At 74.1% G+C, this 13,934-nt stretch carries 11 protein-coding genes; 6 read left to right on the plus strand and 5 right to left on the minus strand.

What is annotated here, in order from left to right; translation table 11 throughout:
- Positions 1-93: 93 nt before the first annotated feature.
- Positions 94-564: a hypothetical protein gene (locus OG992_RS29030; protein ID WP_266305291.1), complete on the minus strand. Its 471-nt coding sequence runs from the start codon at positions 562-564 to the stop codon at positions 94-96.
- Positions 565-749: 185 nt separating this feature from the next.
- On the opposite strand from OG992_RS29030, the gene OG992_RS29035 reads away from it, so the two are divergent.
- A complete protein-coding gene (locus OG992_RS29035) occupies positions 750-1,637 on the plus strand; it encodes a virginiamycin B lyase (RefSeq protein WP_266304815.1) in 888 nt (295 codons plus the stop codon).
- A gap of 175 nt (positions 1,638-1,812) precedes the next feature.
- Here the strand turns inward: OG992_RS29035 and OG992_RS29040 are convergent, their stop codons facing one another.
- Positions 1,813-2,748 carry an LD-carboxypeptidase gene (locus OG992_RS29040; protein ID WP_266304816.1) on the minus strand — a complete coding sequence of 312 codons (936 nt, stop codon included), beginning with the start codon at positions 2,746-2,748 and terminating at the stop codon, positions 1,813-1,815.
- A 102-nt stretch (positions 2,749-2,850) separates the two neighbouring features.
- On the opposite strand from OG992_RS29040, the gene OG992_RS29045 reads away from it, so the two are divergent.
- Genes OG992_RS29045 through mptB (OG992_RS29065) form a run of 5 tightly spaced genes read left to right on the plus strand, consistent with a single transcriptional unit; the run spans position 2,851 to position 11,291 of the window.
- Positions 2,851-3,618, plus strand: a complete 768-nt coding sequence (locus tag OG992_RS29045; RefSeq protein WP_266304817.1) for a type 1 glutamine amidotransferase — start codon at positions 2,851-2,853, stop codon at positions 3,616-3,618.
- The gene (locus tag OG992_RS29050) at positions 3,618-6,680 is read left to right on the plus strand and encodes a bifunctional [glutamine synthetase] adenylyltransferase/[glutamine synthetase]-adenylyl-L-tyrosine phosphorylase (protein WP_266304818.1); all 3,063 of its coding nucleotides are present in this window, start codon (positions 3,618-3,620) and stop codon (positions 6,678-6,680) included. Before OG992_RS29045 ends, OG992_RS29050 begins: the two co-directional genes overlap by 1 nt.
- The gene (locus OG992_RS29055) at positions 6,673-8,292 is read left to right on the plus strand and encodes a hypothetical protein (protein ID WP_266304819.1); all 1,620 of its coding nucleotides are present in this window, start codon (positions 6,673-6,675) and stop codon (positions 8,290-8,292) included. The genes OG992_RS29050 and OG992_RS29055 overlap by 8 nt, the downstream gene beginning before the upstream one ends.
- A 48-nt stretch (positions 8,293-8,340) precedes the next feature.
- Positions 8,341-9,741 (plus strand): polyprenol phosphomannose-dependent alpha 1,6 mannosyltransferase MptB, encoded by a 1,401-nt coding sequence (gene mptB / locus OG992_RS29060; protein WP_266304820.1) that lies wholly within the window; start codon positions 8,341-8,343, stop codon positions 9,739-9,741.
- 14 nt (positions 9,742-9,755) lie between these two features.
- On the plus strand, positions 9,756-11,291 hold the full coding sequence (gene mptB, locus OG992_RS29065) for a polyprenol phosphomannose-dependent alpha 1,6 mannosyltransferase MptB (protein ID WP_266304821.1): 1,536 nt from the start codon (positions 9,756-9,758) through the stop codon (positions 11,289-11,291).
- Between the two features lie 163 nt (positions 11,292-11,454).
- Here the strand turns inward: mptB (OG992_RS29065) and OG992_RS29070 are convergent, their stop codons facing one another.
- The 3 genes from OG992_RS29070 to OG992_RS29080 form a co-directional block, all read right to left on the minus strand.
- Positions 11,455-12,438 (minus strand): hypothetical protein, encoded by a 984-nt coding sequence (locus OG992_RS29070; protein WP_266304822.1) that lies wholly within the window; start codon positions 12,436-12,438, stop codon positions 11,455-11,457.
- Positions 12,435-12,800 (minus strand): PadR family transcriptional regulator, encoded by a 366-nt coding sequence (locus tag OG992_RS29075; protein WP_266304823.1) that lies wholly within the window; start codon positions 12,798-12,800, stop codon positions 12,435-12,437. The genes OG992_RS29070 and OG992_RS29075 overlap by 4 nt, the downstream gene beginning before the upstream one ends.
- A gap of 553 nt (positions 12,801-13,353) precedes the next feature.
- The gene (locus OG992_RS29080) at positions 13,354-13,725 is read right to left on the minus strand and encodes a hypothetical protein (RefSeq protein WP_266304824.1); all 372 of its coding nucleotides are present in this window, start codon (positions 13,723-13,725) and stop codon (positions 13,354-13,356) included.
- Positions 13,726-13,934 lie beyond the last annotated feature (209 nt).

Below are 13,934 nucleotides of genomic sequence, written 5' to 3' on the forward strand. Positions count from 1 at the left end.
TCGGCACGACAGAGCGGCCCGGGCCTGCCCCGGGCACGACAGGCCAAGGCCGGCCCCGGCCTGCTGGTGCCTGCCGGGGCCGGGCTCGCCGGACTACTTGCCGGGCGTACCAGCGCCGTGGTGGCCGCCCGGACCGCGGTGGCCGCCGGGGCCGGGGAAGACGCCGGCCTCGACGGCCTTGGTGATGGCGTCGGCCTGCTCCTGGGTGAGCTTGCCGTCCTTGACGGCCTGGTCCAGGCGCTGCGTGAGCGCGGCCTGCCGGTCCTCGGCGGACGGGCGCTGCGGGCGGTCGGTCGGGCGGTGCTGCTCGCGGATCTTCTCCAGTGCGGCGGTCACCTTGTCGGTGGGCACGCCCAGCTCCTTGGCGAGCGCCTCGGCGAACTCGCCCTGCCGGTCGGCCTTCGCACCCGGGGCCCCGCCGGGAGCCGGGGCGGTGCTGGCGCTCGGTGTCGGCGTGGCGGTGTCGGCGGCGAACGCGATCGTCGGGGCCGCGATCCCGACGCCGAGGACGCCGGCGGTGGCCAGGCCGGCCAGCAGGTGCTTCCTACGGATGGTGCGGGACATGCTGTCCTCCAGAGGTTCGGTCATCCTGCGCTGTCATCACCGACAGTGACCGGGGAGTCTGGGTGGGAGCCGTGGCGACCCTGTCAGCGAGCTGACAATCAGGGCCGGCGGTGGGCGAAATCGGTTGTGTGGTCGCTGGCCGAGCGGTCAGGGTGGACGATCCACCGACGGAAGGACACCACGGTATGACCGTCGAGATTCGGGAGATTCCACTCGTCGAGGCGGGCGCCGGGCCGTACGGCATCACGCCTGGCCCGGACGGCGCGCTGTGGCTGACGCTGGCCCATGCCGGCGGCATCGCCCGGTTGTCGCCCGACGGCGCGGTCCGGACCTACCCGCTGGATCCGGCCGGCGGTCGCCCGTTGATCATCACGGCCGGGCCGGACGGGGCGCTCTGGTTCACCCGCTCGGGAGACGACCGGATCGGTCGGATCACCGTCGACGGTGAGCAGCGCACCATCGCCCTGCCGGCCGGCACCGGGCCGGGTGGCATCGCGGCGGGGCCTGATGGCGCGCTCTGGTACGCCGGGATGACCTCCGACACCATCGGCCGGGTGGGGACCGACGGCACCCACACGGCATTCCCGCTGCCGGTGACCGGGGGATTCGCCTCGATGATCACTGCTGGCGCGGACCAGGCGCTCTGGTTCACCCTCAACCAGGCCAATGCCATCGGCCGGATCGACCTCGACGGCAGGGTGACGCTGCATCCATTACCGACCGCGAACGCGGGCCCGGTCGGCATCACACTGGGCGACGACGGCGTCATCTGGTTCGTGGAGATCGCCGCCGGTCAGCTTGGCCGGATCGACCCGGACGGCGAGATCGTCGAGTTCCCGCTGCCGGACCGGACCGCCCGCCCGCACGCGATCGTGGCCGACCCGGACGGCGGCGCGTGGTTCACCGAGTGGGGTGCCAACCGGATCGGTCACCTCGACCCCACCGGACGGATCGAGGGCCACGCCCTACCCACTCCCAACGCCGAACCGCACGGCATCACCCGCACCCCCACCGGCATCTGGGCCGCCCTGGAAATCGGCGCAGTAGCCCACCTAACCCCACCCACCTTCTGACCGACCCCCGCCCGACCCCACCAACCCGCCGATCTCCCTCCCCCTCCCCCCGCCCCCGCTCTGGTTGATCAAGAGATTTGCGTCAGGATCCGCCCCGAACATGACGCAAACCTCTTGATCACCGGGGGGAGCTGGGGGAGGGGCGCGGGGCGGGAGGGGGCGGGGCGGGTGGGGGTTAGTGGACTGCTGGGGTTGCGGTGAGGGTGGCGGTGTCGGTGTCGAGGGTGGCGGTTGTGCCTACCGGGACTGTGAGCTGGTTGGGGCCGTGGCCGATGGGGAGGCCGCCGAGGACCGGTACGCCCAGGTCGCCGAGGCGTTCGGTGAGCACGTCGACGATTGTGGTGTCCCAGCCGTCGCCGCAGTCGGTGAACTGCCCGACCGCCACCCCGGCCAGTCCGTCCAGCGCGCCGGCCCGACGTAGGTGGGTGAGCATCCGGTCGACCTTGTACGGGGGCTCCTGCACGTCCTCGATCAACAGCACCGCACCGGTCAGGTCGGGTAGGTCCGGCGTGCCGATCGAGGCGGCGATCATGCACAGGTTGCCGCCGAGCAGGGTGCCGGTGGCGCGACCCGGTACGCGTACGCCGAAGGTCTCCTCGGTGGGGACCGCGGTGATCGACACCGGTTCGGTGGTCATCAGCGCCGCGTGCAGGGATTCGGCGGAGCGCAGTGGCGTCCGCTCGTCGCGCCAGGCCGCCCCGGGGCCGTGCACCCCGGCCAGGCGGGCGCCCCGCCACAGTGCGAACTGCAACGCGGTGATGTCCGAGAAGCCGGCCACCACCTTCGGGTCGCGGCGGACGGCGGCCATGTCGATGGCGTCCACGACCCGCTGGGCGCCGTAGCCGCCGCGAGTGCAGATCACCCCGCGCACGTCCGGGTCGGCGAAGGCCGCGTTCAGGTCGGCGGCGCGCAGGTCGTCGGTGCCGGCGAGGTAGCCGTGGCGGGCGTACGCGTTCGGCGCCGGCACCGGGCGTAGACCCCAGCCGGTGAGCAGTTCCATGCCCCGGGCCACCCGCTCCGGCGAGGTCGGCCCGGACGGCGACACCAGTAGCACCGTGTCACCCGGGCGCAGCATGGGCGGGCGTACGGCGGTGGTGTCCTCGCTGATCACAACCGCAGAGCCTAATCACCCCGACCATGGCCGGGCCGCCACCCAGCGGGCGGGCCCGTGCCGGGGGGTGGTGCCGTGCGGCGTACCGGCTAGCCTCGACCTGTGGCAACCGCGCTGGTGATCGAGAACGACCCGACGGACGACGCGCGCCGGCTGGGTGAGTGGCTGACCGAGGCTGGGCTGGAGCTGTGGGTGGTGCGCCCGCACGCCGGCGACGAGCTCCCCGCCGACCTGGAGGGGTACGCGGCGCTGGTGGTGCTCGGCGGCGACCAACAGGCGTACCCGTTGCCGGACGGCTCGCCCGGCGCTCCCTGGTTTCCCGCAGTGGAGGGCCTGCTGCGCAAGGCCGTCCGGTACCGGGTGCCGACCCTGGCGGTCTGCCTGGGCGCGCAGCTGCTCGCCACCGCGCACGCCGGGTTGGTGGAGCGCAGCCCGTCCGGGCCGGAAATCGGCCCCGGCGTGGTCGGCCGGCGCGACGCCGCCGAGAACGACCCGTTGTTCCGGTACGTGCCGTTGATCCCGGACGTGCTCCAGTGGCACGCCGACGAGATCACCGAGCTGCCTCGGGGCGCGACCCTGCTGGCCGCCTCCACCCGCTACCCGCATCAGGCGTTCCGCCTCGGTGACCGGGCCTGGGGGTTGCAGTTCCACATCGAGTGCGACGCCGCGATGATCGCCGACTGGGCCACCGACTCGGCGCAACTCGCCGAGCTGGGCTATGACCCGGAGCTGGTGGTCGCGGCCTGTGCCTCGGTGCTGCCCGACGTCGAGGAGGTCTGGCAGCCGTTCGCCGCCCGGTTCGCCGCGCTGGCCCTCGGCGAGTTGGACGACAGCACGACGCGGCGCGGCCTGCCGTTGCTCGGGCACTGATGAGCCGGCCGACCAGGGCACCGGGCCGGCTCGCCCGGTACGGCTTCGGCACCGCCGAAGGCGACGGCGGCGCGCGCGCCGCGGACCTGCTCGGCCCGGAGGGGCTGCGGCTGTGGCGGCCGGCCGAGCAGGAGCCGGTCGACGAGGCCGCCGCGGAGTTGCTCGCCGCGCTGTCCCGGGCCGCCGACCCGGACCTGGCGCTGCGCCAACTGCACCGCATCGTGGAGGCCGAGGGCCGCAGCATCGAAGGCGGCGCCGGAAGCCGGGCCGCCGACGGCCGCACCGCCGAAGGCGGCGCCGAATCGCCGCTGCTGGCGGACGTGCACGCCGATCCCGGGCTACGGCGGCGGTTGATCGCCGTGCTCGGCGCGTCGGCGGCGCTCGGCGACCACCTGGTGGCCCACCCCGAGCACTACCGGGCGCTGCGGACCGCCCCGGACGGGCTCGCCCCGATCGCCGAGGGGCGGCTGGAGCCGGCCGACGGCGGCAACGCGGTGGCGGCGCTGCGGACCGCGTACCGCCTGGCGTTGTTGCGGATCGCGGCGGCCGACCTGACCGGCGGTCGCGGCCTGGAACAGACGATGGCGGCGCTCTCCGCGCTGGCCGACGCGACGCTCTCCGCGGCGTACGAGATCGCTGTCGCGGAGCTGGCGGAGGGGACCGAGCGGCCCCGGCTCGCGGTGGTGGCGATGGGAAAGTGCGGCGGCGGCGAACTGAACTACGTCTCCGACGTGGACGTCATCTTCGTCGCCGCCGAGGACGCCGACCTGTCCGCCGCGACACTGGTGGCGACCCGGTTGATCTACATCTGCGGGCTGGTCGCCTGGCCGGTGGACGCCGCGCTGCGCCCCGAGGGCAGCCGCGGCCCGCTGGTGCGGACCCTCGCCAGCCACCTTGCCTACTACCGGCGGTGGGCGCGCACCTGGGAGTTCCAGGCGCTGCTCAAGGCCCGCCCGGCAGCCGGTGACTTGCCGCTGGCCCAGGAGTGGATCGACCAGCTCGCGCCGCTGGTCTGGCGGGCGGCCGAGCGACCCGAGGCGGTCGAGGACGTCCGCGCCATGCGCCGCCGGATCATCGACCACATCCCGCCGAAGGAGCTGGAGCGCGAGATCAAGCGCGGTCCCGGCGGGCTGCGCGACATCGAGTTCGCCGTCCAGTTGCTGCAACTCGTGCACGGTCGCGGCGACGAGACGCTGCGCCCGCCGGGCACCATCCCGGCGTTGCGCGCGCTCGTCGCCGGCGGCTACGTCGGTCGGGCCGACGGCGAGGCCCTGCTGCGCGGCTACCGCTTCCTGCGCGGCGTCGAGCACCGGCTGCAACTCCAGGGCCTGCGTCGTACGCACACGGTGCCCGCCGAGCCGGGCGCGCTGCGCTGGCTCGCCGCCGCGCTGGGTTTCACTGCCGCGCCGGGGCGCAGCGCCGTGGAGAGCTTCCGGGCCGAGTGGGTCACCCACGCCACCGAGGTACGCCGACTGCACGCCAAACTGCTCTACCGGCCGCTGCTGGAGTCGGTGGCCCGAGTGCCGGCCGACGGGTTGCGGCTCACCCCGGAGGCGGCCAGGAACCGCCTGGAGATCCTCGGCTTCGCCGACCCGGCCGGGGCGTTGCGTCACCTCCAGGCGCTCACCGGCGGGGTGAGCCGCACGGCGGCCATCCAGCGCACCCTGCTGCCGGTGCTGCTCAGCGAGTTCGCCGACGCGCCGGAGCCGGACCGGGGGCTGCTCAACTACCGCAAGGTCTCCGACAAGCTGGGCAGCACCCCCTGGTATCTGCGGCTGCTGCGCGACGGCGGCCCGGTCGCCCGTCGGCTGGCCCGGGTCCTCGCCCTGTCCCGGTACGTGGCCGACCTGCTCGCCCGCGACCCGGAGGCGCTGCGGCTGCTGGCCGAGGAGAACGAGCTGGCGCCACGCGCGCCCGAGGTGCTGCGGGAGGGGTTCCTGGCGGCGGCGGCCCGGCACACCGACCCGGTCGAGGCCACCAGCGCGGTGCGCGCGCTGCGACGTCGCGAACTGGTCCGGGTGGCCTGCGCCGACGTGCTCTGCCGGGCCGGCGCGCTCGCGCCCAGCCCCACCCGGGCGGACGGCGCGAACCGGCCCGCCCGCGGGCTGTCCGACATCACCGCTGTCGGTACGGCGCTCGCCGACGTCACCGACGCCACACTGGCCGCCGCGCTGCGGGCCGCTCAGGCCAGCCAGCCGGCACCGGCGGGGCTGCGGTTCGCGGTGATCGGCATGGGCCGGCTCGGCGGGTACGAGTCGAACTACCTCTCCGACGCCGACGTGCTCTTCGTCTACGACCCGCCGCCGGGCACCAGCGAGAGCGCCGCCAGCGCCGCCGCGCACGCCGTCGCCGAGGAACTGCGCCGACTGCTCGGCGTGCCCGCCCCCGACCCGCCGCTGGGCGTCGACGCCGACCTGCGGCCGGAGGGCCGCCAGGGTCCGCTGGTCCGCAGCCTCGCCGCGTATGCGCAGTACTACGCCCGCTGGTCGCGGGTGTGGGAGGCGCAGGCGCTGCTGCGTGCCCGGTTCGTCTGCGGCGACGCCGAGCTGGGCGCCGAGTTCGAGGCGATGATCGAGCCGGTGCGCTATCCGGCCGACGGGCTGACCCGCGAGCAGGTCGTCGAGATCCGGCGGATCAAGGCCCGGGTGGAGACCGAACGGCTGCCCCGGGGCGCCGACCCGGCAACCCACACCAAGCTGGGGCGCGGTGGGCTCGCCGACGTGGAGTGGGCGGTGCAACTCGTCCAGCTCCGGCACGCCGGCGCGAACCCGGCGCTGCGCGGCACGCGTACCCTCGACGCCCTCGCGGCGGCCGAGCGGGCCGGCCTGATCGACCCGGCGGACGCCGCCGAGATGGCCGCCGGTTGGGCCCTGGCCGCGCAGGTCCGCAACGCGTTGATGCTGGTCCGGGGCCGGGCCGGCGACCAACTGCCCCGGCACGGCGTGGAGTTGGCCGGCGTGGCCCGGCTACTCGGCCGAGACGACCCGGGGGAGTTCCTCGACGAGTACCTGCGCACCGGCCGCCGCTCCCGCGCCGCTGCCGAACGGGTCCTCGATGCCTGACGCGTCGCCGCCCCCAGTCGGGCGGAGCGTCACGGGTTGGGCGGCGGCGACCGGTGTGGCGGTGCTGCTCGCCGTCGCGTTCCTCCTCGCGCCGCCGATGGGCACCGACCTCGCCGCCCAGGTGGCCCGCGCCGAGTTCACCGAGCGGTACGGGGCCGCGCCGGTCGACTTCGGCTGGTACGGCGGCGTCAACCAGTACGGCTACAGCCTCTTCACGGCCAGGTTCGGCGCGCTGATCGGGGTGCGTCCGCTGGGGGCGGTCGCCGCCGTGGTCGGTGCTGCCGCGCTGGGTTGGCTGTTCACCCGTAACCGGGCCCGCCGACCACTGCTGGCCGGCGTCCTCGGCGCTGTGGTGCTGGTCGCCAACCTGGCTAGCGGTCGCATCACCTTCGCGGTCGGGCTGGCGTTCGGGCTGCTGGCGCTCTGCGCGGTCAGCGCGCAACGCCCACCGCGTTGGCTCCGGTTGACGCTCGCCGCCGTCTGCGCCGCCCTGGCGACGGCGGCCAGCCCGGTCGCCGGCCTGTTCACCGGGCTGGCCGGCGCGGCGCTGCTGCTGAGCGCGCTGCGCACCGGTGACGGGCCGGGCCGCCCGCTGCCCGGAGGCTGGCGAGCCGAGCGACCACTGGTCGAGGGGTTCGTCCTGGCCGTGGCACCCGCCGTCACGCTCGCCCCGATGGCGTTCGTCTTCGGCAACGGCGGCACCCAGCCGTACTCGGCCGAGTCGATGCGCATCAACGTCGCGCTCGCGGTGCTGGTGGCGGTCGTGCTGCCGCGTCGCCGCCGGGTACTGCGCGTCGGCGCGGTGCTCACCGTGCTGCTCCTGATCGGGGCGTACTACGTGCCCAGCCCGATCGGTTCCAACGCGCTACGGCTGCCGATGCTGTTCGCAGTGCCCGTGCTGGCCGGATACGCCGCGTTGCCGGGACCGTGGCTGGCCGGGCTGCTCGCCGCGACCGTCTGGTGGCAGTCCCCGGTGATGACGAGCGACGTGACCCGGGCCGGCGCCCCGGAGAGCGCCGAAGGCTTCTACCAGCCGCTCGTCGCCGAACTCGACAGGCGGCAGCCGGTCGGGCGGGTCGAGGTGGTGCCGCTGCGCGACCACTGGGAGTCCGCGTACCTGCCGCCGACGGTGCCACTGGCCCGAGGTTGGGAACGCCAGGTCGACAGCGACCGCAACGCGCTGTTCTACGACGGCAACCTGAACGCGCAGACGTACGAGCAGTGGTTACGGCACGAGGCGGTGAGCTACGTGGTGCTCGCCCCCGACGCACCCGCCGACCGGTGGGGCCGCGACGAGGCCGCGCTGATCCGCGCCGGCCTGCCGTACCTGCGGGAGGTCTGGCGAGACGCCACCTGGCAGATGTACGCAGTGGTCGATCCGACCCCGCTGGTCGGTGCCCCGGGTCACCTCGTCGCCGCCGACCGCGGCGCGGTCCGCCTGACCGCCACGCCCGGGGACGTGCCGGTCCGGGTGCGCTGGTCACGCTGGCTCACTCTGAACGGCCCGGACGGTTGTCTGCGACCGGGCGCGGACGGGTGGACCGAGGTACGGGTCCGCGCCGCCGGCGACTACTCGATCTCCAGTGGGCTGGCACCGGCGCGCCACTGCTGACAGTGCCTGCCGTCGGCCTCCCACCGACGGGCTGGCAGCATGTCCGGCGTGCCCTCCCACCTCGCGCGCTGGACCGGCCTGGCCGGCTCGATGCTGCTCGCGCTCTCCGCTTTCCTCGGCGGCGCGTTTCCCAGCGGCCCCCTGCGCAGCACCCCGGTCAGCATCTGGCAGGGGCCCAACGGCCCGCTGATCCTCGCCGCCTGGGCGGTCGGCACCGGCCTGATGGCGTACGCCTGGTGGGCGCTGCGTGACGGGGGGCCCTCGACGCGGTGGGCACTGGTCACCGTCGGGCTCTGGCTGCTGCCGTTGCTGATCGCGCCGCCCTTCGGCAGCCGGGACGTGTACGCGTACACCTGCCAGGGCGCCAGCTTCGCCGGCGGCATCAGCCCGTACGAACAGGGCGTCTCCGCGCTGCCCTGCCCGTGGCTGGACACGGTGTCGGTCATCTGGCGCGACACCCCGGCGCCGTACGGGCCGCTGTTCGTGCTCATCGCGGGCGCCGTGGTGAAGGCCACCGGTTCGCTGACCGCCAGCATCGTGCTGTTCCGTGCGCTGTCGCTGGTCGGCGTGGCCGTCGCCGCGTGGGCCCTGCCGGCGCTGGCGCGTCGGGCCGGTGTGCCGGCGAAGCGGGCGGTGTGGCTGGCGTTGGGTTCCCCGCTGGTCGCCGCGCACCTGATCGGTGGCCCCCACAACGAGGCGCTGATGCTCGCCGCGTTGGTCGGTGGGCTGGCAGTGGTGGCGACGCACCCGGGCCGACGCGGAATGCTGCTGGTCGGCGGGCTGCTCCTCGGACTCGCGGTGGCGATCAAGGTGACCGCCGTGGTGGTGGTGCCGTTCGCCGCACTGGCGGCCACCGCCGGGCCGTACCGGATCCGCACGCTGATCCGTGACGGCGGCTGGGTGGTCGGCGGCACCGTCGCCACCGTTGTCGGTGTGACAGTCGCCGGTGGGCTGGACTTCGCCTGGGTCGGCGGACTGTCCCAGAGTGGCGCCGCCATCGCCTGGACGTCCCCGTCGACAGCAGTGGGCCAGACGGCCGGGTACGTCGCGGCGCTGTTCGGCGGTCACATCGACGCGCTGCCGGTCACCCGCGGGATCGCCGTGGTCCTCCTGGCCGTACTGCTCGTCTGGCTCTGGTGGCGGGCCCGCACCCGCGACCCGCTGTACCACGCAGGCCTCGCGCTCGCCCTCACCGTCGCGCTCGCCCCCGTCGTGCACCCCTGGTACTGGACCTGGCCGCTGTTCGTCCTGGCGGCCACCGCCCAACGGACCAGATGGTTCATCGTGGTCGCAGTGGTCGCGTCCTTCCTGGTCCTGCCCGACGGCACCGGGTTTCCCCGGTACACCAAGACGGTCGGGGCGCCGCTGATGACGCTGTTGGTGATCGTGCTGGTCATCCGGTTGGTACGGTCGGCTCGGGCGGCCCGTCAGCCGGTCGCCGTCGATTGAGGGAAGGTGCGCCGGTGACCGCTCCCGGCCCGCCTGTTCCGCCGCCGCCTGTGACGTCGGCGTCATCGGGTGCCCGGTACGCGGGCCTGGCCGGCGCGGTTCTGCTCGCCGTGGCCGGATACCTCGGCGGGGCGCTGCCCGACGCCCCGCTGGGCGCGACACCCGCGTCGATCTGGCGAACCCCGGACGGCCCGGCGACGCTGACCTGCTGGCTGGCCGGCACCGTGCTGCTGGTCGGGGCGTGGTGGTCACTGCGCGAGGGTGCGCCGTCGACCCGTTGGGCGTACGTCACCGCCGGGCTGTGGGCGCTACCGCTGCTGGTCGCGCCGCCGCTGGGCAGCCGGGACGTCTACTCGTACGCCTGCCAGGGCTGGACGTACGCGCACGGCGTCGACCCGTACACAGTGGGGGTGGCGGCGGCGGGCTGCCCCTGGCTGGACACCGTGGCGCCGATCTGGCGGGACACCCCGGCACCGTACGGGCCGGTGTTCGTCCTGCTCGCGGCCCTCGCCGTCGGTCTCGGCGGCGGGCTCACCGGCACCATCGTGGCGCTGCGCGTGATCGCCGTGGCGGGGCTGCTGCTGGCCGCGCTCTGCCTGCCCGCTCTGGCGCGGGCGGCCGGGGTGCCGGCCCGGCAGGGGCGGGGAGCGCCGACCGGCTGGGCGGCCGGGGTGCCGGCCCGGCGCGCGGTCTGGTTGGCGCTGGCCGGTCCGCTGGTCGGCGTCCACCTGGTGGCCGGCGCGCACAACGACGCCGTGATGCTGGGCCTGCTGCTGTGTGGACTGCTGGTCGTGGTCCGTCGACCAGGTCGGCCGGCGGCGCTGCTGCTGGCCGGAGCGCTGCTCGGGCTGGCGGTCACTGTGAAGGCCAGCGCCGTGGTGGTGGTGCCGTTCGCCGTGCTGGCCGGGATGCCCGACCAGTACACCGTTCGGGCGTTGGTACGCCACTGTGGTTGGCTGGCCGGTGGGCTGCTCGCCGCGCTGCTGGTCACCTCGGCGGTGTCCGGCCTCGGCTTCGGTTGGGTGGGCGGGCTGACCCACAGCGGCGACTCGGAGCAGTGGACGTCACCACCCACCGCCGTGGGCTTCGTCGTGGACTACGTCGGCGCGCTGGTCGGCCGGGACCCGCAGGCGGTGCCGGTCCTCCGAGCGGTCGCGCTGCTGCTGCTCGTCGGGGTGCTGGTAGTGCTCTGGTGGCGGGCCTGGCAGACCCTGCGCGGGCTGAACGAGGTGGGGTGTTCGGGAGTGGCGCGGTCCCGGGTGGCGCTGCGCGGCGCGGCGTTGGCGCTGGTCGCCACCGTCGTCCTGTCCCCAGTCTTCCACCCCTGGTACGCGACCTGGCCGCTGGCGCTGCTGGCGCTCACCGCCGCCCGTACGACGTGGTTCGTGCTGCCCACCGCGGCGGCAGCCTTCCTGGCCCTGCCCGACGGCACCAACCTGGCCCGCGTCACCAAGGCACCCGGTGCACTGGCGATGACCGCCCTGCTCCTGACCGTGCTCGCCCGCACCCTGCGCACCCGGCGCATCGCCCGCGCCGCCCGCCGCCGTTGATCATGAGATTGATGGGACAATCTGGACGGAACGCCTCGCCAGCCTCAGGATCGTCATCGTCTTGCGGTCAAGATCGTGCTCGAACGTGGATGTAGTGGTGTCCGACGCGATCGAGGCCACTACATCCAGGATCGAGCACGATCTTGAGGCGGGACGAAGGGGGTCAGGTTCGCGCGCCGCAGGTGGGGCAGGGCTGGCCCGAGGGCTGAGGGCTGGAGGTCCGGCGGGAGCGGAACACGACGGCCAGGAACAGTGCGGCCGGACCGGCGAGCGCGACGGCGACAGCGGTCACGGCCAGTTCCGCGAAGGTGATGGCGCCGTATGCCGGGCCGAAGCTGTCCGCCAGGCTGGGCACCGCCAGGAAGCCGGCGGGGGTGAGCAGTGTGACGAGCGCCCAGCCGCCCCGGGTGTCCCCGCCCAGTGCCAGACCCATGGCCAGCAGAGCCCCGACGACCAGCAACAGTCCGCCGACGGTGGGCAGGAAGACTTCCAGGGTGGCGCCGTAGTAGCTGCCGACCGCATCCAAGCCCACCAGGAATTCCGTCGCCACCACCGCCGACAGCGCGGACAGCGCCGGCGCGAGGCGGGTCGCCCGGGATGCTCGGTCGGGCAGGGCGAGCCCCAGCAGGCCCAGGGCCACCTGCGGCAGCAGCACCATCAGCGGCGGTCGGAGTGCGTCGAGCGCCGCGGCCACCGGTGGCAGCGCGATCGTGACCAGGAGCGCGAGGGTGATGGCCCACCGGGCGACCCGGCTCGGCGCGACGGCGATCACCGCCGCCGCCAGCAGCCATGCCGCCCACGCGACGACGCCGAGCGAGACGAACGGGCCGACGTGGGGGAGGCCCCACTCCACGGGTGGCGGATGCAGCTCCGCCGTACCCCAGACGCCGGCGAGGGCGCTCGCGGTGACCAGGGCGAGCAGCGCCGCGAGGCGTACCCCGGGGATCAGGTCGGTGATGCCCGCGGCCCGCAGTCGCTGGCGGAGGCCCCCGCGCAGCAGGTCCGCGGCGTCCACCGGCGCCGGCCAGCGTTGGTCGGGGGCGGCCAGGTCGAGGTAGGTACCGACGATTTCGGCGCCTCGGGCACGCCGGTAGTCGGCGGGGTACGCGCGCAGCAGCCGGAGGTATCGGCGTTCCAGGTCGTTCATGCCAAGCCTCCGGCCGTACGCGGGGTGGTCGGGAGGGCGGCGCGGGTCCGCTTGGACAGCCGGGTGGTGGCGGCTTCGACGTTGCGGCGCAGCCGCTCGGTCTCGGTGCTCAACGTGGTCTCGCCGCCGGGGGAGAGGCGGTAGTAGCGGCGCAGTCGGCCGTCCACCACCTCTTCCCTGTCGACCTCGACGAGGCCGGCGTCGACCAGCCGGTCGAGCGCCCCGTAGAGCGTTCCAGGGCGTAGCGACACCCGGTTGTCGGAGAGGGCGGCGACCTCGCCGATCAGCCCGTAGCCGTGCATCGGCTGGCCGGCCAGCGCGGTGAGGATCAGGAAGGTCGGTTCGCGCAGTGGTGTGTCCACCGAAGCAATATATCGGACGCGAAGGTATGCCGGGGGGCGGCGCACAGCGAGCCGGGCCGGCTCCGCGGTGAGCGGAGCCGGCCCGGCCGGTGTTCCAGCGACTGCTCAGCAGTCGTCGTGCGTCTGACTGCTCAGCAGTCGTAGTACATGGCGAACTAACTGCGCGTGGCGGCTGACCTGGGAGAGTGGCATCGATCAAGCCGCTGGGCAGCCCGTACGCCGTATATCAACTTCCATCGTTATCCAGTGTTTCCAGGCGGCATCTGTACCCCTCGTGTACCTAATGATCATGGGTTGGGGTTGTGTGCGAGGGGTTCGGAAGAGGGCCGGTGGTGCATCCCGTCGCGCAGGCTCCGCCCTGCCGGGCCGCGCCGACCTGGTCCAGGTGGAGCGCCCCGCCGGACGAACGACCTGGACCAGGTCGGCGCGGTCTGGTGGCCTCCGGTGTGCGACGGGTACCCGGTCGCGGCCGGGGCATCCCAGAGTCGCCGAGGGTTCGGGGCGAGTAGCCCCGGCCGCCGGAGGCCATTCCCGGGTCGTAGGGCCGGAGGCCCTACCCGCCGGAGGCACCGCTGTCAGAGTCAGCGGCCGACTGCTCGGACTCCGGTTCGCTGAGCCAGCCGTAGTCATAGTCAGCACGGTCCCAGCAGGCGGTCATCCAGTCGCGCTTGCGCTGGGACGATGTGCGCCACTCGTAGCGAAGCCCTGCGGCGAGGTTATGCCGCCTGCCCGGGTCGAGCAGGCCCGGCAAGTTGTGGCAGATGTCGGCCAACTCGTGGATCTGGGCGTGGCGCTTAATCAGCGCTTCCGTCGACTGGTCCTCGACCAGGCGAGCAGACAGGGTGCGAATCCACAGGAAGGTGAGACGGAGCAGCTCGGCAACGGCAGCTTCGGTCGCTTCCTGCGGTGGATCATCCATCGACATGGCGGGTGGCCTCCGTCGGGACAGTACCAACCGGCTCGTCCGTAGCCTGGAGAGCTGTAGGCCCCGGCGTCACCGTTGATCGGATGCCGCCGGGGTTTCGGCGTGTCCGCTGGCCTCGCCGAGGCCACTGCCGGTCCGCGCCGGGAGCGAAGCGGCAAGGCGCGGACGGCCGGCGAAAGTGGCCGGCGAGCGGCCCGCAGGGCCGCCTT

Source organism: Micromonospora sp. NBC_00362, from assembly GCF_026342155.1.
Taxonomy (GTDB): Bacteria; Actinomycetota; Actinomycetes; order Mycobacteriales; family Micromonosporaceae; genus Micromonospora; species Micromonospora hortensis.